The sequence below is a fragment of the Streptomyces sp. NPDC052701 genome (assembly GCF_040678355.1).
Classification (GTDB): domain Bacteria; phylum Actinomycetota; class Actinomycetes; order Streptomycetales; family Streptomycetaceae; genus Streptomyces.
On the sequence record NZ_JBFATO010000041.1, the window covers coordinates 1 to 25,380 of the forward strand.

The window sequence follows — 25,380 nt, forward strand, 5'->3', positions numbered from 1 at the left end:
TCCGACTCTACCAGATCTTTCCGATCCGATTTCCTCGGTGCTTTCCAGGTTCCCGCTTCCGCGTTTCCCTTTCCGGCGCTTCCGACTTTATCAGAAGTTCCAGACCGGACTGACCGGCCGTTCTTTTCCGATTCATCGGGAGAGGCTTCTCCGAAATCAGCGTTTCGGGAAGCGGACAGATGCTCACTGCTGCCGGGACGAGATCTGAGCCCATCTCCAGGCAACTGTTCGAATCTACCTCCCCGCATGGTCCGTGTCAACGGCTCCCGCGGGGCGAAGAGGAGACTAGCAGTTCAGCAGACCTGTGCGCACATCAGGCGGCCGTGGGGACGGTGGCGCTGCGCTCGGCCGCCTCGAGGTCACCGGTTTCCCCTGCGCGGGCCGCGCGGCCGCCGAGCACGTACACGTACGCCAGGAAGGCCAGCTCGGCGGCGACCCCGATGGCGATACGGGCCCAGGTGGGGAGGCCGGACGGGGTGACGAAGCCTTCGATGGCACCGGAGACGAAGAGGACCAGGGCGAGGCCGATCGCCATGCCGATGGCGGCCCGGCCCTCCTCCGCGAGGGCGGTGCGCCGGGTGCGTGGGCCGGGGTCGACGAGAGTCCAGCCGAGGCGCAGGCCGGTGCCCGCCGCCACGAAGACCGCCGTCAGTTCCAGCAGGCCGTGCGGGAGCACGAGGCCGAGGAAGGTGTCGAGCCGGCCGGCCGAGGACATCAGGCCGACGCCGATGCCGAGGTTGAGCATGTTCTGGAACAGGATCCAGATGACCGGCAGGCCGAGGAAGACGCCCAGGATCAGGCAGAGTGCGGCGGCCCACGCGTTGTTCGTCCAGACCTGGGCGGCGAAGGAGGCCGCGGGGTGGCTCGAGTAGTACGTCTCGTACTGGCCGCCGGGGCGGGTCAGCTCGCGCAGTTCGCTGGGGGCGGCGATGGACGCCTGGACCTCGGGATGGCTGCCGATCCACCAGCCGAGGAGGGCCGCGACCGCCGTGGACAGCAGCGCGGTGGGGACCCACCAGTGGCGTGACGTGTAGACGGCGGCCGGGAAGCCGTGGGCGAGGAAGCGGGTCACGTCGCGCCAGGAGGCGCGGCGGGTTCCCGTCACGGCGCTGCGCGCGCGTGCCACCAGTTGGCTGAGCCGGCCGGTCAGCTGCGGGTCGGGGGCGCTGGACCGGATCAGGGAGAGGTGGGTGGCGGCGCGCTGGTAGAGGGCGACGAGTTCGTCGGCCTCGGCGCCGGTGAGCCGGCGCCGGCGCCGGAGCAGGGCGTCGAGGCGGTCCCACTCCGCCCGGTGGGCGGAGACGAAGACGTCGAGGTCCATCGGTGTGCCTGCTCCTCGGCTGTTCGTCGGCGGCTCGTCGTGGATCTGCTCGATCTACGTGATCTGTTTGTCGCACTGCGGCGCGATGTTCCCTCAGCTTGGCAGACTGGCGGTGTCGGGGGCAGGCCGGGGAAGGGCGGCGGGCGTGAGTGAGCTGGTGACGGGCGAGGCGGTGGCGTTGGAGCTGCGCCCCGCGAGGCTGCCCAGCAGGGCGTTGGCGGTGCTGCTCGATCTCGTCGTGGCGGTGGCGGTGTACGTCGCGGTGACCATCGCGGTAATGGTTTCCGCCGCCTCCCTGGACGAGGCGGCGCAGCTGGCGCTGTCCATCGCGACGTTCGTTCTCGTGCTGGTGGGCGGGCCGGTCGCGGTCGAGACGCTCAGCCATGGACGGTCGCTCGGGAAGCTGGCGTGCGGGCTGCGGGTGGTGCGCGACGACGGGGGGCCGATCCGGTTCCGGCACGCGCTGGTGCGGGGTCTGATCGGGGTGATCGAGATCCTGCTGACGTTCGGGGTCGTGGCCTGCGTCGCCTCGCTCGTGTCGGCGCGCGGGCGGCGGCTCGGGGACGTGTTCGCGGGGACCCTGGTGGTGCGCGAGCGCGTGCCGGTCGCGCGGACGGGTTTCGTGCCGCCGCCTCCGCCCTGGCTGGCCGGACGGTTCTCGGGGCTGGACCTGTCCGGGGTGCCCGACGGTCTGTGGCTGGCCGTGCGCCAGTACCTGACGCGGATGCAGCAGCTGGATCCGCAGGTCGGCTGGGCGATGGCGGAGCGGCTGGCCGCCGACCTGGCGGATCGTACGGGGGCTCCGGTGCCGCAGGACGTCCCGCCTCCCGTGTATCTGGCCGCGGTGGTGCAGGAGCGGCAGGCCCGTGAGGCCCGGCGCGCCTTCGGCGGCGGTGCGGGGGCGGGCGCCGCGGGCGGTGCGTCCGGGGTGCCGGGAGCGTACGGGCCGCCGGTCCGTCCGGCCACCCGGCCCGCTTCCCCGATGACTCCGGGGACGGCTCCGGCCGGCCGGCGGGACGGGGCCGCGGCGAGCGGGCACGGTTCCGCGGTGCCGCGGGAGGCGCAGGAAGCGCAGGGGGGCCAGGAGGTCCAGGGGGCCGAGCGTCCCGCCACCCGCTTCGTTCCGCCGGCGTAGGCGGGGCCGCCGCGGCTCACCGTCTCCGCGGAACGCCCCGGGTCTTCCCGGGACTCCTCAGAGCTCCGCCGGTCTCCCGGGGAACACCGACGGCGGCGACTGGAGGTCCTCCAGCTCGATGCCGGGCGCGGCGAGGACCACGTCGCCGGTGAGGTGCACGGTGTGCTGCTCGCCCGTGTCCAGGGCTGTGACCTGGTACTCGTCCACGGTGAGGGGGCCGTTGTCAGTGGCGTGTGCTTCGCTGTTCACCAGAGCCCAGGACTGGTCCACGGTGCGCGGGGCGAGGACCGGGTCCGTGAAGGCGACGAGGCGTACGCGGGTCGCCGGGCCGGAGGGGGTGAGGCGCAGGAGACGGGCGGTGGCGACGAGGAACGCGGGGGAGGTGCCGGTGAAGGCGTGGGCGCGCACGTTGCCTTCCGTGGCGTGGGTGCCGGCCGGATCGGTGCGGACCCAGGTGACGCCGTCGAGGGCGGCCCCGCGCACCTGCCAGTCCGCGGCGTGCAGTTCGACGCGGACGGGGCGGCCGAGGTCGTCGAGGGTGAGGTCGACGGAGCCGCGGTGATCGCCCGAGGGAGCGGTCAGCCGGGAGACGTAGCGCCAGCCGGAGGGGCCGACGGCGCAGTGGAAGTGCTCTTCTGCGAGGGGGGTGTGATCGTGCGGATCGTGGAGCGAATAACGGCCGCGGGGCATGGGGGTCCTGGGGTGTGACGGGCTGGGCCTGCCCCTGGTCCGCCAAAGGGGCAGGCCCCCGCCACGGGGGTGCGGGGGCCTGCCTCGGAGGACCTGCCGTGGTGGGGGGGGGGGGGGGGCGGCCCCCCCCCCCCCCCCCCCGGGGGGGGGGGGGGGGGGTGGGGGCGTCCGTGCACGGACGCCCCCACCACGGGCGGGGCTGCGGACTCAGTAGCGGTAGTGGTCCGGCTTGTAGGGGCCCTCGACCTTCACGCCGATGTACTCGGCCTGCTCGGGGCGGAGCGTGGTCAGCTTCACGCCGAGCGCGTCGAGGTGGAGGCGGGCGACCTTCTCGTCGAGGTGCTTGGGCAGCACGTAGACGCCGACCGGGTACGCGTCGGGCTTGGTGAACAGCTCGATCTGGGCCAGGGTCTGGTCCGCGAAGGAGTTGGACATCACGAACGAGGGGTGACCGGTGGCGTTGCCCAGGTTCAGCAGACGCCCCTCGGACAGCACGATGATCTTCTTGCCGTCCGGGAAGGTCCAGGTGTGGACCTGCGGCTTGATCTCGTCCTTGACGATGCCGGGCACCTTGGCCAGGCCGGCCATGTCGATCTCGTTGTCGAAGTGGCCGATGTTGCCCACGATCGCCTGGTGCTTCATCTTCGCCATGTCCGAGGCGAGGATGATGTCCTTGTTGCCGGTCGTGGTGATGAAGATGTCGGCCGTCTCGACGACCTCGTCGAGGGTCGTGACCTGGTAGCCGTCCATCGCGGCCTGGAGGGCGCAGATCGGGTCGATCTCGGTGACGATCACGCGGGCGCCCTGTCCGCGCAGGGACTCCGCGCAGCCCTTGCCCACGTCGCCGTAACCGCACACGACGGCGGTCTTGCCGCCGATCAGGGTGTCGGTGGCCCGGTTGATGCCGTCGATCAGCGAGTGGCGGCAGCCGTACTTGTTGTCGAACTTCGACTTGGTGACGGCGTCGTTGACGTTGATCGCCGGGAACAGCAGGGTGCCCTCGCGCTGCATCTCGTACAGGCGGTGGACGCCGGTGGTGGTCTCCTCGGTGACACCGCGGATCTCGGAGGCCAGCCGGGTCCACTTCTGCGGGTTCTCCGCCAGGGTGCGGGTCAGGAGCTCCAGGATGACGCGGTGCTCGTCGGACTCGGCGGTGTCGGGCGAGGGGACCTTGCCGTCCTTCTCGTACTCGACGCCCTTGTGGACGAGGAGGGTGGCGTCACCGCCGTCGTCCAGGATCATGTTCGGGCCGCCGGTGGGGCTGTCCGGCCAGGTCAGGGCCTGCTCCGTGCACCACCAGTACTCCTCCAGGGTCTCGCCCTTCCAGGCGAAGACCGGGATGCCCTGCGGGTTGTCGGGCGTGCCGTTCGGGCCGACGGCGACGGCGGCCGCCGCGTGGTCCTGGGTGGAGAAGATGTTGCAGGAGGCCCAGCGGACCTGCGCGCCCAGGGCGGCCAGGGTCTCGATGAGCACGGCGGTCTGCACGGTCATGTGCAGGGAGCCGGTGATGCGGGCACCGGCGAGGGGCTGGGCCTCGGCGTACTCCTCGCGGATCGCCATCAGGCCCGGCATCTCGTGCTCGGCGAGGGTGATCTCCTTGCGGCCGAACTCGGCCAGCGAGAGGTCGGCGACCTTGAAGTCCTGTCGGTTCTCGACAGTCGTCATTACGAGCTGCTCCTCGGGTTGGATCGAGGTGGATACGGCTGATCTGCGCGGCGGCGGACACAGGGGTGCCCGAAAGAGGACACAGGCATGCCCGCGTGCGCGCAGCGCAGTCCGTCGGAGGCCCTCTCTCCCTCGGCCGGTCCCGTCAGGACCGCCCGACCGCCATCAGCAGCGACGTCTGGCTCCGTCCCAAGCTACACCGGAGGGCCCGGCCATCCCCAGTCCGCCCGCGAACACATCAGGCCGATCGCGAAGCGCCGGGGTGTCCGGGGGCGGGGCGGGGAGCGCGTCACCGCCGTGGCCGGTGCGGGCGTGGCCGAAACCGGCGGGGCCCGCCGGGGGTCGGCGGGCCCCGTGGTGGCGGGACGGGTCGTGCGGCAGGGCGTCAGTGCGCGGCGCCGGGTGAGGCCGGGCCGCCGGGCGTCGCCTCGCGGTCGGGGCCCTTGGCCGCCTCGGCCTCGCTGTAGACGTCCGGCTCGAGGTAGATCACGCGGGCGATCGGGACGGCCTCGCGGATGCGGGCCTCGGCGGCGTCGATGGCGGAGGCGATCTCGGCGGCCGTGTCGTCGTGCCGGACGGCGATCTTGGCGGCGACCAGGAGCTCCTCGGGGCCGAGGTGGAGCGTGCGCATGTGGATGATGCGGGTGACCGTGTCGCCGTCGACGACTGCGGCCTCGATCCTCGCGACCTCCTCGGTGCCCGCGGACTCGCCGAGCAGCAGGGACTTCGTCTCGGCGGCGAGGACCAGGGCGATCAGGATGAGCAGGACGCCGATGCACAGGGTGCCGATGCCGTCCCAGACGCTGTCGCCGGTGAGCACGGCGAGGCCGACACCGCCGAGGGCGAGGACCAGGCCGACGAGGGCACCGAGGTCCTCCAGGAGGACGACCGGCAGCTCGGGCGCCTTGGCGTGGCGGACGAACTCCTTCCAGGAGCGCTTGCCGCGCAGGATGTTGGACTCCTTGATGGCCGTGCGGAAGGAGAACGTCTCGGCGATGATCGCGAAGACGAGGACGCCGACCGGCCAGTACCAGTGCTCCAGCTCGTGCGGGTGCTTGATCTTCTCGTAGCCCTCGTAGAGGGCGAACATGCCGCCGACCGAGAAGAGCACGATGGAGACGAGGAAGGCGTAGATGTAGCGCTCGCGGCCGTACCCGAAGGGGTGCTGCGGGGTGGCCTCGCGCTGCGCCTTCTTGCCGCCGACCAGCAGCAGTGCCTGGTTGCCGGAGTCGGCTACCGAGTGCACGGACTCGGCGAGCATCGACGACGAACCGCTGAAGAGGAACGCCACGAACTTCGCTACCGCGATAGCGAGGTTGGCGGCCAGTGCCGCCACGATCGCCTTGGTGCCGCCTGACGCGCTCATGTGTTCGCGTTGTCCCTTCGTACGCCGTTCCCGGGTCCTGCCGTACACCTTCGTACGTCGTGTTCCCGGTTTTGCCCGTGCTTGACGGTGGGACATTGTTGCAGCCCGGGCGGAGGGGCGCGTCAGGACGGTGTCATGGGGCGGTCAGGCGACCACGGTGGCCCGGAAGAGGGTGCCGGTGCCGGACACTTCGGCCTTTTCGCCCGCGGGGACGAAGACGGACCGGCCCGGCTCCAGCGCGTGCTCCCCCGCGCGTACGGTGCCGGCGGTGCAGAGCAGGATCTGGGGAGTCGTCAGGGTGAGGTCGCGGGCGGCGCCGCCGGCCGGGAGGACGTACCGGGAGAGCCGGAACTCGTCGATGGGGGTCTCGTAGACCTCCTCGCCGTCCGGCGAGGCCTCCGGGCGCAGTACACCGGGGTCGCTCGGCTCGAAGCGGACGACGCGCAGGAGTTCGGGGACGTCGACGTGCTTGGGGGTCAGGCCGCAGCGCAGGACGTTGTCGGAGTTGGCCATGATCTCGACGCCGAGGCCGTCGAGGTAGGCGTGCGGGACGCCGGCGCCCAGGAACAGGGCCTCGCCGGGCTGGAGCCGGACGTGGTTGAGCAGCATCGCGGCGAGGACGCCCGGGTCGCCCGGGTAGTGGTGGGCGATGTCGGCGTAGGGGGCGTAGGCGCCGCCGAGGCGGGCGCAGGCGGTCGCGGCCCGTGCGACCGTGTGGGCCGTCTCCTCGGGGTCGGCGGTGAGGATCGCCGTGAGGACCTCGCGCAGCGCCGCGTCCTCGGGGTGGGCGTGCAGCAGGTCGACGTACGGCTTGAGGGAGTCCACGCCGAGGCCGTCGAGCAGGTCGGCGGCCCGCAGGGGGTCGCGGAAGCCGCACAGGCCGTCGAACTCGGTGAGCGCGCAGATGAGTTCGGGCTTGTGGTTGGCGTCCTTGTAGTTGCGGTGCGCGGCGGTCACCGGGACGCCGCGGCGCTCCTCGTCCTCGTAGCCCTGCCGGGCCTGCTCCAGGTTCGGGTGCACCTGCAGGGAGAGCGGCGCCCCGGCGGCGAGGATCTTCAGGAGGAAGGGCAGGCGGGGGCCGAACCTGGCGACCGACGCCGGTCCGAGCTCCTTCTCGGGGTCCGCCTCGATGACCTCGGCGAGGGTGCCCCGGCCGGTGCGCGAAGGCGCGCCCGGGTGGGCGCCCATCCACATCTCCGCCTGCGGCTCACCGGTCGGTTCGACGCCGAGCAGCCGGGGGATGGCGGTCGTGGAACCCCAGGCGTAGGGGCGGATGGTGTTGTCGAGGCGGTCCATGGGGGTTCTCCGGGTCTCTCTGCCGGTTGTCTCTCGTATCGGCGGTCACGGTTCGTCCCGCGAGGGTCATGACCCGTCGCACGGGCCATGACCCGTCGTACGGGGTCGCGGCCCGTCGTACGACGGGCCGTGGCTCGTGCGAGTGCCGCGGCCCCGGTGCACGACAGTCCTGCCCGGGCGTGCGCCGGTCACCGTGTCCTGGGCAAGATCAGGCGCCCGAGGCGAGCGCCAGGTAAACGGCGGCGAAATCCGTGATGGCGATCAGTTCCGCGAGGGTCTCCAGTTCGCCGCCCTCCTCGGGTTCCAGCTCGCTGATGGGCGTGTCGCGGCTGAGGGCCAGCTCGCGGGCGGCCGGGGCGGCGGTGAGGCTGCCGATCGGGCGGTCGCGGAGCAGCACCACGCGCGCGTGCAGGGCGGGCGGTTCCTCGACGCGGTCGCGGAAGAAGTCGTCGGGGTCGGCACCGGCGGCGAGCGGGCCGGCGAGCAGGGCGCTGTGCGCGGCGAGCGCCTCGGGCAGTTCGGAGACGACCGCCGGGGTGCCGGACAGTTCGGCGAGCGCGGCGGCGAAGCGGCGGCCCGCCGGGCCGGCCGAGGTGCCCTCGGTCCACACGACCGGCAGGGCGTCGGCGAGTTCGGCGGCCAGGGTCTTGGCGGGGTTGCTATAGGTGGCGATGGCGGGGCCGCAGCGTTCGGCGACCCGGTCGAGGCGGTCGGCGACCTTCTCCAGGGCCTCGGGCGGGGCGGTCAGCAGGCCGGTGCGGTCCAGGAGCGCCAGCAGTGGCGTGAGCAGCGCCCACAGGACGCCGGGGGCGGACGGGGCGAGCGGCTCGTCCTGCTCGTACGGGGCGGTCGCCATCGGCACGAACAGGCCGTGCGAGCCCTGCACCGCGTCGGCGAGCGGGGACCGGGCGGGAGCCACGGCGACGACGGCGCAGCCCCGGCGGTAGGCCTGCTCGGCGAGGAGCGACAGGCCCGGTTCGGTGCCGTCCGGGGTGGTGATCAGGAGCAGGTCGACCGACCCGGCCCAGCCGGGCAGTTCCCAGCGCAGGGCGCCCGCCGCGGGGGCGACGCCGCTGGGGGCGAGGCGGGTGACGGGGCTGCCGGCGCCGGCGAGCGTGCCGAGCAGGTCGGCGGTGTGCCGGGCGGCGGCTCCGGGGCCCGCGATGAGGACGGCCCGGGGGCGGCCGTCGGGTTTCAGCTCGCCCAGGCCGGCCTCGGCGGCGAGCCGGGCGGCGGTGCGGACGCGGGCGCCGGCCTCCGCGGCGCCGCGGAGCAGGCCGCGCCGGTCGGCCCGGGCGAGGCCCTCCGGGGAGTCGAGCAGCGATTCGTCGAGCATGGGCGGCAGTCTCCGATCGCCGGGGTCCGTGTACGGCGGTGTCCGTGTACGGCGGGTCGGTCACGTCCGGTCTCCGTGCACCGGGTGTGCCCGACCGCGTGGGTCCACACCGGGTGCCCGCACGGAGCGCACCGGTGTCCGCGCCGGGGCGTCACGCCGGGCGGCGCGCCTCGTCGACGAGCAGGACGGGGATGCCGTCGCGGACGGGGTACGCCAGGCCGCAGTCCTGACCGGTGCAGATCAGCTCGGTGTCCCGCTCCTCGAGGGGAGCGTGGCAGGCCGGGCAGGCGAGGATCTCCAGGAGGCCGGCTTCGAGCGGCATGGGGGTTCCCTTCGGGGTGCGGATGTGCCTGGTCAGCGTACCGCCGGTGAGGGCGGGTCGGCGGGGGCGGGCGGGGTGCCGGTGCGCGGGGCACGGCGGCACCCCGGTGACCTCAGCCTCTGATGATCGCCAGGGCCTCGTCGCGCACCCGCGCCATGGTGGCCCCGTCCCGGGCCTCCGCGTTCAGGCGCAGCAGCGGCTCCGTGTTGGACGGGCGGACGTTGAACCACCAGTCGGCGCAGGAGACGGTCAGGCCGTCCAGTTCGTCCAGGGTGACGCCCTCGCGCCCTTCGTACGCGGCCCTGATCGCGGCGATGCGGCCGGCCTGGTCGTCGACCGTGGAGTTGATCTCGCCGGAGCCGACGTAGCGGTCGTACCGGGCGACGAGGGCGGACAGCGGGCCCTGCTGGCCGCCGAGGGCCGCCAGGACGTGCAGGGCGGCCAGCATGCCCGTGTCGGCGTTCCAGAAGTCGCGGAAGTAGTAGTGCGCGGAGTGCTCGCCGCCGAAGATCGCGCCGGTCCGGGCCATCTCGGCCTTGATGAAGGAGTGGCCCACGCGCGTGCGCACCGGCGTGCCGCCGTTCTCCTCGACGACCTCCGGGACGGACCGGGAGGTGATCAGGTTGTGGATGACGGTGCCCTTGCCGCCGTGCCGGGCCAGCTCGCGGGAGGCCACCAGGGCGGTGATCACCGACGGGGAGACCGGGTCGCCGTTCTCGTCGACGACGAAGCAGCGGTCGGCGTCGCCGTCGAAGGCGATGCCGAGGTCGGCGCCCTCCTCGCGGACCCGCTTCTGCAGGTCGACGAGGTTGGCCGGGTCGAGCGGGTTGGCCTCGTGGTTCGGGAAGGTGCCGTCGAGCTCGAAGTACAGGGGGACGAGGTCGAGGGGCAGGCCGCCGAAGACGGTGGGGACGGTGTGCCCGCCCATGCCGTTGCCCGCGTCGACGACGACCTTCAGGGGGCGGATGGCGGTCAGGTCGACGAGGGAGCGCAGGTGTGCCGCGTAGTCGTCCAGCGTGTCGCGCCGTGTGACGGTCCCCGGGTTCGCGGCCGGGGCCGGGGCGCCGGACCCGCTCCACCGTTCGACGAGGTCGCGGATCTCGGCGAGGCCGGTGTCCTGGCCGACCGGGGCGGCGCCCGCGCGGCACATCTTGATGCCGTTGTACCGCGCCGGGTTGTGCGAGGCCGTGAACATCGCGCCCGGCAGGCCGAGCGCGCCGGAGGCGTAGTAGAGCTGGTCGGTCGAGCACAGGCCGATCTCGGTCACGTCGGCGCCCCGGGCCGTCGCCCCGCGTGCGAAGGCGCGCGCCAGGCCGGGGGACGAGGGCCGCATGTCGTGCCCGGTCACGACGGCGCTCGCGCCGGTCACCTGGACGAAGGCCGCGCCGAACAGCTCGGCCAGGGACTCGTCCCACTGGTCGGGGACGACACCGCGTACGTCGTACGCCTTCACGACCTGCGACAGATCAGCAGCCACGGCCAGCCTTCCTGGATGTCCTGTTGGGCACCCCAAACTACCCGTACCCGTCGGCGGCGGGCCGTCCCGGAGGCCGGCCGGACGCCGGGACGCGGCCTCGGGCCGGGGCGGTGTCCGGGCCGGTGCGGATGTGCCCGGCCGCGGCCGGGCGGATCGCTGGCGGCGGGCCCGCGCCCCACGGCGGCACCCGGCACAGCGGGTCCGGTGCGGCCCGCCGGTCCGGCCGCCAAAACGGGCGGGGACCGCTCAGTTGTCGGGCGACCGCAACACCCGCAGGTGCCCCCGCCGGGCGACCTCCATCGGGTCGGCGCCGCGTCCGCTGCCGGCGGCTCCGGCCGCCCGCTGCTGGGGACGGGCCGCCTCGCGCACGGCGTTGGCGAGCGCTTCCAGGTCGTCGCCGCTGGGCCGGGCCGGAGCCGAGCCGTCCAGGAGCCGGACGACCTCCCAGCCGCGCGGGGCGGTGAGGCGCTCGGAGTGCTCGGCGCACAGGTCGTAGCAGTGGGGTTCGGCGTAGGTGGCGAGCGGGCCGAGGACCGCGGTCGAGTCGGCGTAGACGTACGTCAGCGTCGCGACGGCGGGTCGGCCGCAGGCGGTGCGCGAACAGCGACGTACAGGGCTCACGACGTTGGACGGTACCGCACTCTTGAGCGGGCCGCGACGACTCTCCATCAGGTCACTCCACCGTGTCGTGCTGTGAAACGCCCCACACGCCCCTTCAGCCCCACCCCGCTGACCTGCCCGGAAGCCCGCACGCGGGGTGCCGGACGGTCGGGTTTCCGGTCATGACAGGACACAAACGCCGCCAAATGCCGTGACACAAACGGTCTCGGAGAGATACAGAAATGAGCCCGACCGTGGCTGGAACGGCCATGTGGCGACATGCCGTACGGGTCGGCCGGATGTGGTCCGGGATGCCGTGTGGAGCCGGGCGCGCGTGCGCGGCGGGGACTACCCTTCACCAGTGATGGAGAACCCCGTAACGCCCCGTGCCGCCGGCCGCGGGCCCCGTCGCCGTGATCGCCACGGCCGGGGCATGCGCGGCCCGATCGCACCACCGCAGGTGCCGCTCGCCGCGAGCCGCGCAGAGGCGTTCGCGGACCTGGTGCAGGACTCCGTGGAGCGCCTGGAGCGACGGTGGCCGCAGCTGGCCGACATCGATTTCCTCGTCCTGGAGGTCCCGCGTCTGGACGGGCCCGGCCGGGCCTGGAGCGACGAGGCGGTGCCCCTCGGCGGGACGGCGCCCGCGCGGGACGGGCGTCGCGCGCGGGTGGTGGTGTACCGGCGGCCGGTCGAGATCCGCACGAAGGGGCGGGACGAGCGGGCGGCGCTGGTGCACGAGGTCGTCGTCGAGCAGGTCGCCGAGTTGCTGGGGCTGACGCCCGAGACGGTGGATCCGCGCTACGACGAGGACTGAGCGGAGGGCCGGCCGAGCCGGGGGGCGGCTCCGCCGGTGGCCGCCTCGCGCCCGGCCCGGCCCAGGGGGCGAGGCCGGGCCCCGCCCCTGGGCTCAATCCTGCAGAACCGACAAGTCCTCCTCCGCCTCCGGCACCGCCACCGTCCCCCGGTCGTCCGCCAGGGTCTGGACGGTGAAGCCGGGGACGCCGTCGCGCGGCGCCGTCAGGGTCCGGGCCGCGTACACCGGGCCGCCGGTCAGCGGCTCGACCGTCAGGGCGTAGGTGCCCTTCAGGCCGTTCGGGACCGGCGGCTCGACGTCCCGGGTCGTGCCGGCCCTGACCGTGTACGTCCTGGACACCGCCGTGCCGCCCTCGCTGCCCGCCGACGCCGTGACCTTGACCGTGGCGGCGCGGCCGGGGGCCGCCAGGGACAGCGTGCCGCCCTCGGCCCGGTTGTCCGCGGCCGTCGCGCGGGCGCCGACGGGCCGGGTGGCCGGGATGAACGCCGTCTCCTGCCGGTCGCCCTCGCCCCGCACCACCCGCAGCGCGGCCACCACCGGCACTGCCCGGCCCGTCGGCGTCAGCACCAGGGACCCCGCCTCGCCGCGCGTGACGTCGTCCAGGTCGACGGCGGCCGTCATGCCCGCCTTCACGTGCAGCGTCTCGTGCCCGGCCGGCGTGATCGTCCCGGAGGGGGAGGCCAGCGCCACCTTCAGGTCCGCGTCGGCGTCACCGGGCGCGAAGGCGACCAGGCGGACGGCCGTGGCGTCCTTCGGGATGCCCGGCAGCACCAGGCTGCCCGCCGGATCCGCCGACGCGGCCAGCCAGTCGCCGCCGAGCCTGTCGTCCAGGGCCTGCACGGCGGCGCCGACCCGCCCGCTGCGCACCGTGACGTGCACGGTGAGGTTGGTCTGCCGCCCGTCGGCGAGCGTGGAGAGCAGGATCGGCTCGCTGGCGTGCGGCTGGACCGTGATGCCCTCGCCCGTCGCCGACTCCAGTTCGCCGTCCTTGCCGTACAGCTCGATGTCGACCACGGCGGCCGAGTCGTCGGGGTTCGTCAGGTGCACGTAGTCGGTCCGGTCGGCCGCCGTGCTGGCGCCCGGGAACCAGAAGTCCGTGTCGGGGGCGGCGCAGGCGACGCCCTGCAGCCCCCGCCCGGCGCCCGCGGCGACCTCCGTCGTCTCCTGCACCGTCCAGCCGGGCGCGAACTTCCCCTCGGCGATCCCCACGAGCGCGGGCGACTCCGCTCCGGAGGCCTCCCCCGTGGCCGGCGTGCCGGGCTTCCCGGGCTCCAGCACGGACGCGCCGGCCGTCTCCCGGCCGTCCCCGCCCTTCGCGCCCTTCGCGTCTTTCTCGCCCTTCTCGTCGCCGGCGCCCGTGTCCGCGGACTCCCGCGCGGCCGCCTCGAATCCGGCCCTGCCGCCGCCGGCCGCTCCCTTGGTGACGGGGGTGAAGGACGTGTACGACGTCTCGGCCAGGTCGGAGGTGCTGGGCGCCGGGCACAGCAGGCCGGTGCGCTCCACGGGCAGCCGGGCGGCCGCCCCGGCGGCGCCGTCCGTGCCGGAGGCGTCCGGCGCGGACAGCGCGGCGAACCCGGTGACGGCGGCGAGCGCGGCCGTGCCGGCGATCAGGGACAGGGTGGTGCGGTTCACTGCTGGCTCCCGTCGGGACGCTCACTGCCCGTGCCGTGGGGGTGGTGCGGCTGCGCGGGGTCGTACGGCGTGTCGTACCCCTGCCGGTAGGTCTGGTCGTACGACGGGTCGTGGGGGGCCGTCCGGGCCGAGCCGTCGTAGGCGTACGGGTCGTACTGGCCGCCCTGGTACGGGTCCGCCTGGTACGGCTGCGCGTACGCGTCCTGCCCGTACTGCTCGCTGCCCTGGTACTGCCCGCCGCCCTGGTACTGCCCGCCGCCGTAGCCGTCGTACCCGGCGCCCGTGTGGCCGTCCGCCTCCCACTGGCCGTAGGACTGCTGCTGGGGGATCGCGGCCGGGGCGGCCTCCGGGGAGACCGGGGAGACCTCGGGAGCCGCGGGCGGCGGGAACTCCTCGCCCGTGCCCGCCTCTTCGGCCCCGGCCTCGGCCTGGGCGCGCAGCCGGCGCGCCCGGCGGCCCTCGCCGGCGACGGCCTGGGCGGGCACGACCGGCTCGTCGGGCAGGTCGTCGTCGATGTCGCGGCGCCGCCCGGGCAGGGCGAGCACGACGAGGACGACGGCGAGGGCGCCCTGCGCCCACAGCCAGGCCGTGCGGCCGACCGGGTCGTCGTGGACGACGTCCAGCCTGCCGCCGGAGGCGGGCAGTTCGAAGCCCTGGGCCCAGCCGTCGACCGTGGTGCGGGTCAGCGGCTTGCCGTCGAGGGTGGCGGTCCAGCCCTCGGCGGCGGAGTCGGCGAGGCGCAGGATCCGCCCCTGGGGGCCGGACGGGACGGTGGTGTGGATCTCGACGGGCCCGGCGGCGACGGGCTGCGGCTCGCCGTTCTCGGCGTCCGAGCCGGATCCGGAGACGATGGTCGCGCGCGCCACCTCCCGGTCGACCCGCCACAGCGCCCCGCCGTCCTGCTGGCTGAGCCGTGTCAGGCCGGGCGTGGCGTCCAGGACGCGGGTGACCTCGCGGGGTGCGCCCTTGTGGACGAGGACGTAGCGCACGGCGAAGCCGCCGAGCTGGTCGGCCTGGTCGGCGCCGGAGCCGGCGACCAGGTTGGCGACGACCTTGTCCAGCTCGGCGTTCCCGCCGTCCGCCGCGGCGAACTCGCCGTCGCCCATCCGCACGCCGGAGCCGCGGACGAGCACGTAGTCGACGCGGGCGGGCGAGTCGCTGTCGAGGACGAGGGTGCGGGCCTGGTCGCGGGTGCCGCTCTCCTCGGCGACGAAGGCAGGCACCTGCGTGGGGTGGTCGCGCCGCTCCAGCGGTCCGTCGGCGCCCCGGATCATCCAGCCGGCCGCGATGAGCAGCGGGCCCGCGGCCGAGGCGAAGGCGATCAGCGCGGCGACCGGCTGGCGCCAGCCGAAGCTCTGCTCGGCCACCCGCGCGCGGGCCCCGTCGGCGCCGAGCACGGCCGCCGCCAGCAGGGCGAGGCCGTAGACGAGGGTCGCGGGCCCGGCCCAGGCGGAGCCGTTGGACAGGACGGCGAGGACCAGCCCGGCGAGGGCGGCCGTCCAGGCCGTGCAGATGGCCGGCCGGCGCTCGGAGCGCAGCAGGGCGGCGAGCGCGGCCAGGACGACGCCGAAGAGCAGCGGGCCGGCGGCGGTGCCGGGGCCGCCCGGGCTCGCGCCGAGCAGGTCGAGGGCGGAGGCGGCCGAGGAGCCGTACTCCAGGCCCGCCTCCTGGAGGAAGCCGGACGGGAACAGCGACAGCGACCAGGGCGCGAGGACCAGCAGGGGCGTGCCGAGCTGGGCGAGGAAGCGCAGTCCGTACGCCGTGATGTCGCCCCGGCGCAGGACCAGCAGCCCCGCTCCGAGCAGGAGCGCGAGGGGCCACACGATCGGGGTGAACGCCGTGGTGATCGTCAGCAGCAGCGCGTACGCCCAGGTGGCGCGCCAGCTGCCCCGCGCGCCGGAGGGGTGGGCCAGGCCGCTCGCGGCGACGCCCGCGCGGGCGAGGAGCGGCAGCAGGACGGCGAGGACGGCGGTGCCGACGCGGCCGCCGGCCAGCGCGCCGGTGGTGGCGGGCAGGAAGGCGTAGACGACGGCCGCCCACGCGCGCAGCAGACGGGACGGGACGAGCGGGCGGGAGGCGAGGTAGGCGGTGAGTCCGGCGAGCGGCACCGAGCCGACCAGCAGGACGGTGACCGCGAGTCCGGCGGAGCCGAACAGCACGGAGCCCAGCATCGCCACGACCGCCAGGTACGGGGGCGCGGACGCGGTGCCGCCGGCGCCCACGGGGTGCCAGGCGTCCGCGTAGCGCGACCACAGCTCGCCCGAGTCCGCCGGGGCGGGCAGCAGGGCGCCGCCGGCCAGCGCGCCGCCGCCGAGGAGGGCGCGGCAGGCGGCCAGGGAGGCGAGCAGCAGCACCAGGAAGAGCAGCGGGCCGGGGTTGCGGGCGATGCGCTTGAGCCGGGCGAACTGCTCTACTTCGAGGAAGTCCGCGTCGTCGCCGCCGGGGCCCGACTCGACGGCTCCGCCGTGCCGGCCGGCCCCGGAGGCGGCCTCGGGGTCGGAACGGCCCACGAGGTTGCCCGCGACCTGTTCGACGGTGGCGCGGACGGTGGCGCCGGGCGGCGGGAACAGCGCGCGCAGCTCGCCCTTGTCGATCCGGGGGGCGCCGCGCGTGCGCCGCCCGGCGATGATCCGCTCGGGCCGCAGCAGGGTGCCCAGCAGGCCGCGGATCTCGTCGAGGGCCTGCCCGGGGACCTTGCCGACGAGGTAGGCGACGGTCCGCAGCAGCGTGCCGAGCACGATCCGGACCAGCACCCACGGCAGCACGGCGGTACGGGCGTTGACCAGGAGGGTGTAGACGGCGCCGGCCTTGTCCACCTTGTGCGGGGAGGCGGCGGTGCGGCCCACGCAGTCGACGGCGCGGCGCTCGCGGGAGGCCGCCTCGGCGTGCCGTACGACCGCCTCGGGGGCGACGAGGACGCGGTAGCCGGCCGCGTGCGCGCGCCAGCACAGGTCGACGTCGTCGCGCATCAGGGGCAGGTGCCGGTCGAAGCCGCCGAGCTGTTCGAAGACGTCGCGCCGCACGAGCATGCCCGCGGTGGACACCGACAGCACGGGCCGGACGTGGTCGTGCTGGCCCTGGTCCTGTTCGCGGCGGTCCAGACCGGTCCAGCGGCGGCCGGAGTTGGCGATGGTGACGCCGACCTCCAGCAGCTGGCGGCGGTCGTACCAGCCGCGCAGCTTGGGGCCGACGACGGCGACGTCCTCGCGGCCGAGGTCGTACTCGTTGTCCACGACCCTCAGCAGCTGGGCCAGGGCGTCGGGTTCGGGGGCGCAGTCGTCGTGCAGCAGCCACAGCCACTGCACCGGTTCTCCGTGCGGCAGCTCGGGCAGGTCGTAGGCGTCGTCGCGCCAGGTGCGGGTGACCGGGTCCCAGCCGCTGGGCCGCTTCAGGTAGGTCAGCTCGTCCGGGGTGAGGGCGGGGGCGGTGCGGTGGCACTCCTCGACGGCCTGGCCGAAGCCGGTGCGCCGGGCCAGGTGCAGTACGCGGTCGTCGCCGAGGGCGTCGGCGACCAGCCGGGCGGAGTCGTCCCCGCTGCCGGTGTCGGCCGCCATGGCGTACTGGACGGGGCGCTCCTGGCCGAGCAGCCCGGCGAGCGCGTCGGGCAGCCAGCGGGCGCCGTCGTGGGAGACGAGGACCGCGGTCACCACATGACGCGGGAACTCGGGCGGGCGGGCCGGGTCGAGCTCAGTCGGGCGGGCCGGGTCGAACCCGGTGGTGGCAGCGGTGTCGTGATGGGCTGCCGGGTGGCTGTGCACGGACATCGAGGTACGGGCCCCGGTTCGGTGGACTGCGGTGGACGCCTGCGCCCGGTGGGGGCGGCGGGGCGTCTCGGACGAGCGACCACACTATCGGCAGTCCGACGGGGGGCGGCGCGCAGCGCCTCGACGGGGGCGGCGGCCGGAAGAGGGGCGGGCACGGCGGCCCGCCGCCTGTGGACGACCCACCCGCGACGGGCCGTTCGAAACGGGTGCGCTTCGAGACGTGCGCGCGTGGACCGGGGGGCTCGTGCCCCGTGTCAGACGGCGGCCTTCTTCAGCCGGCGGCGTTCCCGCTCGGACAGGCCGCCCCAGATGCCGAAGCGCTCGTCGTTGGCGAGGGCGTACTCGAGGCACTCGGAGCGCACCTCGCAGGCGAGGCAGACCTTCTTGGCCTCGCGGGTGGAGCCGCCCTTCTCGGGGAAGAAGGACTCGGGGTCGGTCTGGGCGCACAGCGCGCGCTCCTGCCAGCCGAGTTCCTCGTCCGCGTCGTCGACCAGCAGTTGCTGCACCAGCTCGGTCATGTGCGCCCCTCGTCTGTTCTTTCCCGCGTCCCCGTGACGCAGCCGTTACCGATCCCGGCTGAACGACACGAGTGAAATTACAAGTGTGCTGCTCCGGGCGAGTCAAGCCGAGATCTGCTATTGGGCCCCTTATTCACTCTGCGGAACCAAGGCCGTGCGGAAAGTGTTCAAATCGGCATAAACCTTGACACACGGACAAGGCCCCCGGGGGTCACCGGTCCACACAGAGCCTGTACGGAAAAAGACGCCCAGGAGTTCGATCTCGTTCCGGCAGGCACGTCGAAGCGAACCGGATCACAGTCGGATCACGAGATCACAACGAGGCTTGCCGCCCGGATGGACGCCATGTGTCCCGAGAGGGGCATGAGCAAACCTTTCACCTTCCAGATGAACCGGATGAGGTGAAACACATCCCCCGCACCGGGTGCCGAGTTGACACAGGAGGTGTGAACCGGTGTCCTTGTGGGCATGCTCGCGAACTCGGCACTCACCACGACCCGCACCGCCGGGTCCCACGGTGCTGCCCGTGCTCGCTGTAGCTGTCGCTGTTCCAGCTGTTGAGCCCTCCCCGCTCCGGCTGTCCTCGAGTCGCACACGACTCGGCCGACCTCTCCTTCGCTCCCACCGGGGCACCCTCCCGCCGCCGCCCGCGACCCGGGCATCCGCGACGCGACACCCGCCGCCCCCACCGCTTCCCTCCGCCAAGGAACCACCGCCCCATGAACAGCGACAGCGACCTCCAGATCGCAGGCGACATCCTCGAAGTCCCCCACCTGCTGCAGGCACCGCGCGAGCACCCGGCCACCGTCGCCGAGTTCGCCGGCCTGGCCCGCTCCATCGCCGCCGACCGCGCCCGGTGGGAGCACCTCGTCCGGTACGACGCGACCACCCGCTGGTACCACCGGCTGCGCACCGGCCCGGGGTACGAGGTGTGGCTGCTGTCCTGGGTGCCCGGGCAGGGCAGCGGGCTGCACGACCACGGCCGCTCCGCCGGTGTGCTGACCGTCCTGGACGGCACGCTGACCGAGCGCACGGACCGCGGCACGCGCACGTTGCGGGCGGGCGACCAGCGGGTGTTCGCGCCCGGCTATGTGCACGAGGTCGTGAACGACGCGCTGGAACCGGCGGTCAGCCTGCACGTGTACTACCCCGGCCTCACCGAGATGCCGATGCACACCACCCCGCACTGCGAGGCGCGCGCCCTGACCGCCTGACGCGCCGTCGGGCCCGCCCCGGGAGCGTCCCGCCGGCCGCCCGGCCACCGCCCCTCAACGAGCCGGCCCGGCGGCTGACAGACTGTTTCCATGCGCATTGTGGTTCTGGCAGGCGGCATCGGCGGTGCCCGTTTCCTGCGCGGTCTGAAGCGGGCCGCGCCGGACGCGGACATCACGGTCATCGGCAACACCGGGGACGACATCCACCTCTTCGGGCTGAAGGTCTGCCCGGACCTCGACACGGTGATGTACACGCTCGGCGGCGGCATCAACGAGGAGCAGGGCTGGGGGCGGGCCGACGAGACCTTCCGCCTCAAGGAGGAGCTCGCCGCGTACGGCGTCGGGCCGGAGTGGTTCGGGCTCGGCGACCGGGACTTCGCCACGCACATCGTGCGGACGCAGATGATCGGCGCCGGATACCCGCTCAGCGCGGTGACGGAGGCGCTGTGCGAGCGCTGGAAGCCGGGCGTGCGCCTGATCCCCATGACCGACGACCGCGTCGAGACGCACGTCGCCGTCGAGCTGGACGGCGAGCGCAAGGCGATCCACTTCCAGGAGTACTGGGTGCGGCTGCGGGCCTCCGTCCCGGCCGAGGCGGTCGTCCCGGTCGGCGCCGAGCAGGCCAAGCCGGCCCCCGGCGTGCTGGAGGCGATCGCCGGGGCGGACGTGATCCTCTTCCCGCCGTCCAACCCGGTCGTGTCGATCGGCACGATCCTGGCCGTGCCGGGCGTCCGCGAGGCGATCGCCGACGCCGGGGTGCCCGTCGTCGGCCTCTCCCCCATCGTCGGGGACGCGCCGGTGCGCGGCATGGCCGACAAGGTGCTGGCGGCGGTCGGCGTGGAGTCCACGGCCGCCGCGGTCGCCGAGCACTACGGCTCGGGCCTGCTGGACGGCTGGCTCGTCGACACGGTCGACGCGGCCGTGGTGGAGCGCGTGGAGGCGGCCGGGATCCGCTGCAGGGCCGTCCCGCTGATGATGACCGACCTCGACGCGGCCGCGCAGATGGCGCGGGAGGCGCTGGCGCTGGCCGAGGAGGTGCGGGCGGCGTGAGCGCACCGCTCGCCGACGGCTACCGGGTCTGGGCCGTGCCCGGTCTGCCCGAGGTCCGGCCCGGCGACGACCTCGCCAAGCTGATCGCCGCCGCCGAGCCCGGGCTGGCCGACGGCGACGTGCTGCTCGTCACGTCGAAGATCGTCTCCAAGGCGGAGGGGCGGATCGTCCGGGCCGCCGACCGGGAGGCCGCCATCGACGCCGAGACGGTACGGGTCGTCGCCCGGCGCGGCGCCCTGCGCATCGTCGAGAACCGGCAGGGCCTGGTCATGGCCGCGGCCGGGGTCGACGCCTCCAACACCCCCGCCGGGACGGTCCTGTTGCTGCCCGAGGACCCGGACGCGTCCGCGCGGGCCCTGCGGGACGGGCTGCGCGGCATCCTCGGCGTCGACGTCGGCGTGCTCGTCACGGACACCTCCGGGCGGCCCTGGCGCTCGGGGCTCACGGACGTCGCGATCGGTGCCGCCGGCGTGCGCGTGCTCGACGACCTGCGCGGGGGCACGGACGCGTACGGCAATCCGCTGAGCGCCACCGTCGTCGCGACGGCCGACGAACTCGCCGCTGCGGGCGACCTGGTCAAGGGCAAGGCCGCCGGGCGGCCCGTCGCCGTGGTGCGCGGGCTGGCGCACCTGGTGGCCGGGGACGACGCGCAGGGGGCGCGGGCCATGGTGCGCGGCGCGCGCGACGACATGTTCCGCCTGGGCACCTCGGAGGCCGTGCGGCTGGCCGTGACGCAGCGCCGCACGGTCCGCTCGTTCACGGACGAACCCGTCGACCCGGGGGCCGTGCGGCGGGCGGTCGCCGCCGCCGTGACGGCACCGGCGCCGCACCACACCACGCCCTGGCGCTTCGTCCTGCTGGAGTCGGAGGAGTCGCGCACCCGTCTGCTGGACGCCATGCGGGACGCCTGGGTCGCCGACCTGCGCCGCGACGGCAGGACCGAGGAGTCGATCGCCCGGCGGGTACGCCGCGGGGACGTGCTGCGCAACGCGCCGTACCTCGTGGTGCCCTGCCTGGTCACGGACGGCTCGCACACCTACGGGGACGCGCGGCGCGACGGGGCCGAGCGGGAGATGTTCGTGGTCGCCGCCGGGGCGGGGGTGCAGAACTTCCTGGTCGCGCTGGCCGGTGAGCGGCTGGGATCGGCGTGGGTGTCGTCGACGATGTTCTGCCGGGACGTGGTGCGCGAGGTGCTGGAACTGCCGGCCGGCTGGGACCCGATGGGCGCGGTGGCGGTCGGCCACCCGGCCGGGGAACCGCGGCCGCGGCCGGAGCGGGACCCGGCCGCTTTCCTGGAGGTGCGGTGACGGGCGCCGGGCGGCGCCTACCCTCATAGGACGCTCTCCTCTCTCCGGGACTCCTTCGTGGCAGGACGATTCGCTCCCCGACCCGCGCTCCCCCACGGCCTCACAGGCGTGGGAGGGGTCCCCGCGGCCGTGCCGCGGCGGGCCCCGGCGCCGGCCCGGACCCGGACCTGGGTGCCGGACGGGCCGCTCGACCTCGGCCTGGTGCTCGGTCCGCTCAGGCGCGGGCCGGCCGACCCGGCCTTCCGGGCGATGCCGGACGGCTCCGTGTGGCGGGCCAGCCGCACGCCGTGCGGGCCCGGGACGCTGCGGGTGCGGATGTCCGGCGGCCGGGTGTGCGCCGAGGCGTGGGGGCCCGGGGCCGAGTGGCTGCTGGAGGGACTGCCCGAGCTCCTCGGCGCGGCTGACGACCCGTCGGCGTTCGAGCCCCGCCACAGGCTGCTGGCGCTGGTCCGGCACCGGCGGCCGGGGCTGCGGCTGACGCGGACCGGGCTGGTGCTGGAGTCGTTGATCCCGTCGGTCCTGGAGCAGAAGGTCACGACGGTCGAGGCGTACCGGGCGTGGCGGCTGCTCGTGCGGAGGTTCGGGGAGCCGGCGCCGGGGCCCGCGCCCGGGCGGATGTACGTGATGCCCGAGCCGCGGACCTGGGCGCTGATCCCCTCCTGGGAGTGGCACCGGGCCGGGGTCGACGACAAGCGGGCGTCCACGATCCTGCGGGCCGTGCGGGTCGCCGCGCGGCTGGAGCAGGCGGTGGGGATGCCTCCGGCCGACGCGCAGGCCCGGTTGGAGCTGGTGCCGGGGATCGGGCCGTGGACGTCGGCGGAGACGGTGCAGCGCAGCCACGGGGCGGCGGACGCGGTGACCGTCGGGGACCTGCACCTGCCGGGGATCGTGGGGTGGGCGCTGGCCGGGGACCGGGACGCGGACGACTCCGTGATGCTCCGGCTGCTGGAGCCCTACGCGGGACAGCGGCACCGGGCGGCCCGGCTGATCCTGCTGAGCGGGCGGGTGCCGCCGAGGCGGGCGCCCCGGCGGCCGGTGGGGGACATCGGGCGGTGGTGAGGCGGCGGGGCGACGCGCGGACCACCGCGCCCCGCCCCGCCGCCGGAGGCGGCCCGGCCTACTGGTCGGAGGAGAACCGCACCGCGCCCGCCGGGATCCGGGCGTCGCACCACACCCGTACGCCCTCGCGCAACTCGTTGTCGGCGCCGACGACCGCGCCGTCGCCGACGACCGCGCCGGTGAGGACGGAGCGTTCGCCGACGCGGGCGCGGGTGCCGATGAGGGAGTCGGTGACGACCGCGCCGGGCTCGATGACCGCGCCCGGCAGGATCGTGCTGCCGAAGACCCGCGCGCCCTCCGCCACGAACGCGCCCTCGCCGACCACCGTCCCGCCCGCCAGCTTGGCGTCGGGCGCCACCGTCGCCGTCGGCAGGACCAGGCGGTCGCCGCACCGGCCCGGGACGGCCGGGGACGGGGCGCGCCCCAGGACCAGGTCGGCGGAGCCCCGCACGAAGGCGGCGGGGGTGCCGAGGTCCAGCCAGTACGTCGAGTCGACCATGCCCTGCAGGTGGGCCCCGGCGGCCAGCAGGTCCGGGAAGGTCTCCCGCTCCACCGACACCGGCCGGCCCGCCGGGATCGTGTCGATCACCGAGCGGCGGAAGACGTACGCCCCCGCGTTGATCTGGTCGGTGACGATCTCCTCGGGGGTCTGGGGCTTCTCCAGGAACGCCAGCACCCGGCCCGTTGCGTCGGTGGGGACGAGCCCGTACGCCCGCGGGTCCGTCACCTTCGTCAGGTGCAGCGAGACGTCCGCGCCCGTCGTCTCGTGCGTGCGGACCAGCGCCCGGATGTCCAGACCGGTCAGGATGTCCCCGTTGAAGACGAGGACCGGGTCGTCGGGCCCCGAGCGCAGGCGCGAGGCGACGTTGCGGATGGCGCCGCCGGTGCCGAGGGGCTCCTCCTCCGTCACGTACTCGATGTGCAGGCCCAGCGAGGCCCCGTCGCCGAAGTACGGTTCGAAGACCTCGGCGAGGTAGGAGGTGGCCAGCACGATGTGCTCGACGCCCGCCGCTCTCGCTCTGGCCAACTGGTGCGTGAGGAAGGGCACTCCGGCCGCCGGGACCATGGGCTTGGGCGTGTGCACCGTGAGCGGGCGCAGCCGGGTGCCTTTGCCGCCGACCAGGAGGATCGCTTCTGTCACCTGTCGTCTCTGCTTCCTGCCGGGACCGGCCGAACTGTCTTTCGACCGGCCAGTGTATGCAGACCGTTCCGTGGCGCCCTCGACGGCCGTGCGGTGTCCCGCCCGCTGCCCCCCGACGGCGGTGAACGTGGTCTCCGGCAGGATCGGCTTCCCCGTCGCCGGGCGTCGCCTTCTTCGCCTTCCCGGCTTTCTCCGGCCTCCTGGCCGTTCGGCCTCTCTTGGTCCCTTGGTCTCTTCGGCTTCCCCGCCCGGATTCAGCGGCCCTGGTAGCGGGCCGCGGTCTTGCGGACCGAGCCGAGCTTGCCGTAGAGCTTCCCCCCGGGACACTCGGTGGCGAACCCGTCCCGGTGGCCGGAGATCACGTTCAGTCGTACCTTCTTGCCTTTTCGGTAGAGGCTGCCACCGCCGGACTTCAGGTATGTCTTCCCCTTGGGATTCATCCCGTGCAGACCGAGCTTCCACGCGGCGAGCCGGGCGATGGCCTTCACGGCGGCGGACGAGGGCTTGGTGGAGCCGTACGAGCCGATGACGGCGATGCCCATGCTGTCGCTGTTGAAGCCCAGGGTGTGGGCGCCCATGACCGGCTTCGCCACGCCCCCGGCACGTCCCTCGTAGATCTTTCCGCACTTGTCGACGACGAAGTTGTAGCCGATGTCCCGCCAGCCCATGCTCACGACGTGGTAGCGGTAGATACCCCGGACGAGTGAAGGGGCCTGCGAGCAGCTGTAGTTGTTGCCGGAGGCCGTGTGGTGCACGAAGGCCGCCTTCACCTTCTTCGTGTAGACGAACGTCTTCTCGCGCAGCCCCTCGTCGGCGCCCCAGCCGCGGCGGGTGACGATGCCCGGGCGCGGGCCGACGTACGGCTTCGCCGCCTGCCGCCCGGTCTCGGCGCGGCTCAGCGCCGGGATCTCGGTGACGCCGGGCGGTACGGGCCCGGCGTCGGCGGCCGGGGCGGCGTCCACGCCGGCGTCCGGGTCACCGGCGTCCGGGCCGTCCGCCGGGGCGCCCTCGCCCGGGTCGACGAGTTCCAGGCGCAGGCCCTCGGGGAGCAGGGGGACGGCGGGGGCGGGGGTGCCGCCCCCGGCGTGTCCGGCCTCCGCGCGGACGCGGACCTCCACACCGTCCGAATCGCCCACCCACAGCGGTGCGGTGGCGCCGCGCACCCGGCCCGAGGCGCGCTCGGCCGTGTCCGGGTCGGCCGCGTGGTCGGCGTTGTGGGTCTCGACGTCCTGCCAGCCGGACCAGGCGCCGGTGGCGGCGTCGCGGGTGCGGACCTGGACGCGGCCGTGCAGTTCGGTGCCGGGGTCGTCCCAGACGACGCCGACGAGGGAGAAGTGCCGTACGTCCCGGCGGGGCAGGCCCTGTTCGACGGGAGCGCCGGTGGTGCGGTCGCGGGTGAAGGGCTTCAGGGGCAGCGACTGGGTGCTGCCGGAGGCGTACGGCTCGGCCGCCCGCCCGGTGGTCGTGGCCGTTTCCGGGGGCGGCGCCGGTCTCGCGGCCGACGCGCCTGCGGGCGGGGTCAGCCCGAGGGCGAGGGCGGCCGTGCAGGTGACACCGATTGAGGGAGCAAGAATTCCACGCATGCTCCTGATCGTGGACATACCGGTGGATAGCTGTCCATCGGGGAGTTGACGGGGCATCGGGGGGATGTTGGTCCGAACCGGTGGCGGATC

Annotated in this window: 20 protein-coding genes; 6 read left to right on the top strand and 14 right to left on the bottom strand. The window is 74.4% G+C overall.

Annotated features, from left to right (window positions below; translation table 11 throughout):
- Window positions 1–313: 313 nt before the first annotated feature.
- A complete protein-coding gene (locus AB0L29_RS30920; protein WP_365831829.1) occupies window positions 314–1,321 on the bottom strand; it encodes a stage II sporulation protein M in 1,008 nt (335 codons plus the stop codon).
- Window positions 1,322–1,466: 145 nt separating this feature from the next.
- Between AB0L29_RS30920 and AB0L29_RS30925 the strand changes: the two genes are divergently transcribed.
- On the top strand, window positions 1,467–2,456 hold the full coding sequence (locus AB0L29_RS30925; RefSeq protein WP_365831831.1) for an RDD family protein: 990 nt from the start codon (window positions 1,467–1,469) through the stop codon (window positions 2,454–2,456).
- Window positions 2,457–2,513: 57 nt separating this feature from the next.
- On the opposite strand, the gene AB0L29_RS30930 is transcribed toward AB0L29_RS30925, so the two are convergent.
- From AB0L29_RS30930 to AB0L29_RS30965, 8 genes are all read right to left on the bottom strand, one after another.
- The gene (locus AB0L29_RS30930) at window positions 2,514–3,146 is read right to left on the bottom strand and encodes a hypothetical protein (protein WP_365831833.1); all 633 of its coding nucleotides are present in this window, start codon (window positions 3,144–3,146) and stop codon (window positions 2,514–2,516) included.
- Between the two features lie 207 nt (window positions 3,147–3,353).
- Complete coding sequence (gene ahcY, locus AB0L29_RS30935) at window positions 3,354–4,811, bottom strand: adenosylhomocysteinase (protein ID WP_365831835.1); 1,458 nt, start codon at window positions 4,809–4,811, stop codon at window positions 3,354–3,356.
- Window positions 4,812–5,196: 385 nt separating this feature from the next.
- Window positions 5,197–6,177, bottom strand: a complete 981-nt coding sequence (locus tag AB0L29_RS30940) for a cation diffusion facilitator family transporter (RefSeq protein ID WP_365831837.1) — start codon at window positions 6,175–6,177, stop codon at window positions 5,197–5,199.
- 144 nt (window positions 6,178–6,321) lie between these two features.
- Complete coding sequence (manA, locus tag AB0L29_RS30945; protein WP_365831839.1) at window positions 6,322–7,473, bottom strand: mannose-6-phosphate isomerase, class I; 1,152 nt, start codon at window positions 7,471–7,473, stop codon at window positions 6,322–6,324.
- A 208-nt stretch (window positions 7,474–7,681) separates the two neighbouring features.
- Complete coding sequence (locus AB0L29_RS30950; protein ID WP_365831841.1) at window positions 7,682–8,809, bottom strand: SIS domain-containing protein; 1,128 nt, start codon at window positions 8,807–8,809, stop codon at window positions 7,682–7,684.
- Window positions 8,810–8,960: 151 nt separating this feature from the next.
- Complete coding sequence (locus AB0L29_RS30955; RefSeq protein WP_145868895.1) at window positions 8,961–9,131, bottom strand: Trm112 family protein; 171 nt, start codon at window positions 9,129–9,131, stop codon at window positions 8,961–8,963.
- A gap of 112 nt (window positions 9,132–9,243) precedes the next feature.
- Complete coding sequence (locus AB0L29_RS30960; RefSeq protein ID WP_365831843.1) at window positions 9,244–10,608, bottom strand: phosphomannomutase/phosphoglucomutase; 1,365 nt, start codon at window positions 10,606–10,608, stop codon at window positions 9,244–9,246.
- Window positions 10,609–10,854: 246 nt separating this feature from the next.
- Window positions 10,855–11,277, bottom strand: coding sequence for a DUF3499 domain-containing protein (locus AB0L29_RS30965; RefSeq protein WP_365831844.1), 423 nt, complete (start codon window positions 11,275–11,277; stop codon window positions 10,855–10,857).
- A 295-nt stretch (window positions 11,278–11,572) separates the two neighbouring features.
- Between AB0L29_RS30965 and AB0L29_RS30970 the strand changes: the two genes are divergently transcribed.
- Window positions 11,573–12,022 (top strand): metallopeptidase family protein, encoded by a 450-nt coding sequence (locus AB0L29_RS30970; RefSeq protein ID WP_365831845.1) that lies wholly within the window; start codon window positions 11,573–11,575, stop codon window positions 12,020–12,022.
- Between the two features lie 93 nt (window positions 12,023–12,115).
- Here the strand turns inward: AB0L29_RS30970 and AB0L29_RS30975 are convergent, their stop codons facing one another.
- From AB0L29_RS30975 to AB0L29_RS30985, 3 genes are all read right to left on the bottom strand, one after another.
- Window positions 12,116–13,654 carry a DUF5719 family protein gene (locus AB0L29_RS30975; protein WP_365831847.1) on the bottom strand — a complete coding sequence of 513 codons (1,539 nt, stop codon included), beginning with the start codon at window positions 13,652–13,654 and terminating at the stop codon, window positions 12,116–12,118.
- Window positions 13,651–17,418, bottom strand: a complete 3,768-nt coding sequence (locus AB0L29_RS30980) for a glycosyltransferase family 2 protein (protein ID WP_365831848.1) — start codon at window positions 17,416–17,418, stop codon at window positions 13,651–13,653. Before AB0L29_RS30980 ends, AB0L29_RS30975 begins: the two co-directional genes overlap by 4 nt.
- Before the next feature lie 254 nt (window positions 17,419–17,672).
- On the bottom strand, window positions 17,673–17,936 hold the full coding sequence (locus AB0L29_RS30985; RefSeq protein WP_003975777.1) for a WhiB family transcriptional regulator: 264 nt from the start codon (window positions 17,934–17,936) through the stop codon (window positions 17,673–17,675).
- 719 nt (window positions 17,937–18,655) lie between these two features.
- Between AB0L29_RS30985 and AB0L29_RS30990 the strand changes: the two genes are divergently transcribed.
- From AB0L29_RS30990 to AB0L29_RS31005, 4 genes are all read left to right on the top strand, one after another.
- Window positions 18,656–19,150 (top strand): cysteine dioxygenase family protein, encoded by a 495-nt coding sequence (locus AB0L29_RS30990; protein WP_365831850.1) that lies wholly within the window; start codon window positions 18,656–18,658, stop codon window positions 19,148–19,150.
- Window positions 19,151–19,240: 90 nt separating this feature from the next.
- On the top strand, window positions 19,241–20,200 hold the full coding sequence (cofD, locus tag AB0L29_RS30995) for a 2-phospho-L-lactate transferase (protein WP_365831852.1): 960 nt from the start codon (window positions 19,241–19,243) through the stop codon (window positions 20,198–20,200).
- Window positions 20,197–21,507, top strand: a complete 1,311-nt coding sequence (locus tag AB0L29_RS31000) for a coenzyme F420-0:L-glutamate ligase (RefSeq protein ID WP_365831854.1) — start codon at window positions 20,197–20,199, stop codon at window positions 21,505–21,507. The genes cofD and AB0L29_RS31000 overlap by 4 nt, the downstream gene beginning before the upstream one ends.
- 57 nt (window positions 21,508–21,564) lie before the next feature.
- Window positions 21,565–22,566 (top strand): DNA-3-methyladenine glycosylase 2 family protein, encoded by a 1,002-nt coding sequence (locus AB0L29_RS31005; protein ID WP_365831856.1) that lies wholly within the window; start codon window positions 21,565–21,567, stop codon window positions 22,564–22,566.
- Window positions 22,567–22,624: 58 nt separating this feature from the next.
- Here the strand turns inward: AB0L29_RS31005 and AB0L29_RS31010 are convergent, their stop codons facing one another.
- Window positions 22,625–23,707, bottom strand: coding sequence for an NDP-sugar synthase (locus AB0L29_RS31010; RefSeq protein ID WP_365831858.1), 1,083 nt, complete (start codon window positions 23,705–23,707; stop codon window positions 22,625–22,627).
- Window positions 23,708–23,961: 254 nt separating this feature from the next.
- Complete coding sequence (locus AB0L29_RS31015) at window positions 23,962–25,290, bottom strand: peptidoglycan recognition protein (protein ID WP_365831860.1); 1,329 nt, start codon at window positions 25,288–25,290, stop codon at window positions 23,962–23,964.
- Window positions 25,291–25,380 lie beyond the last annotated feature (90 nt).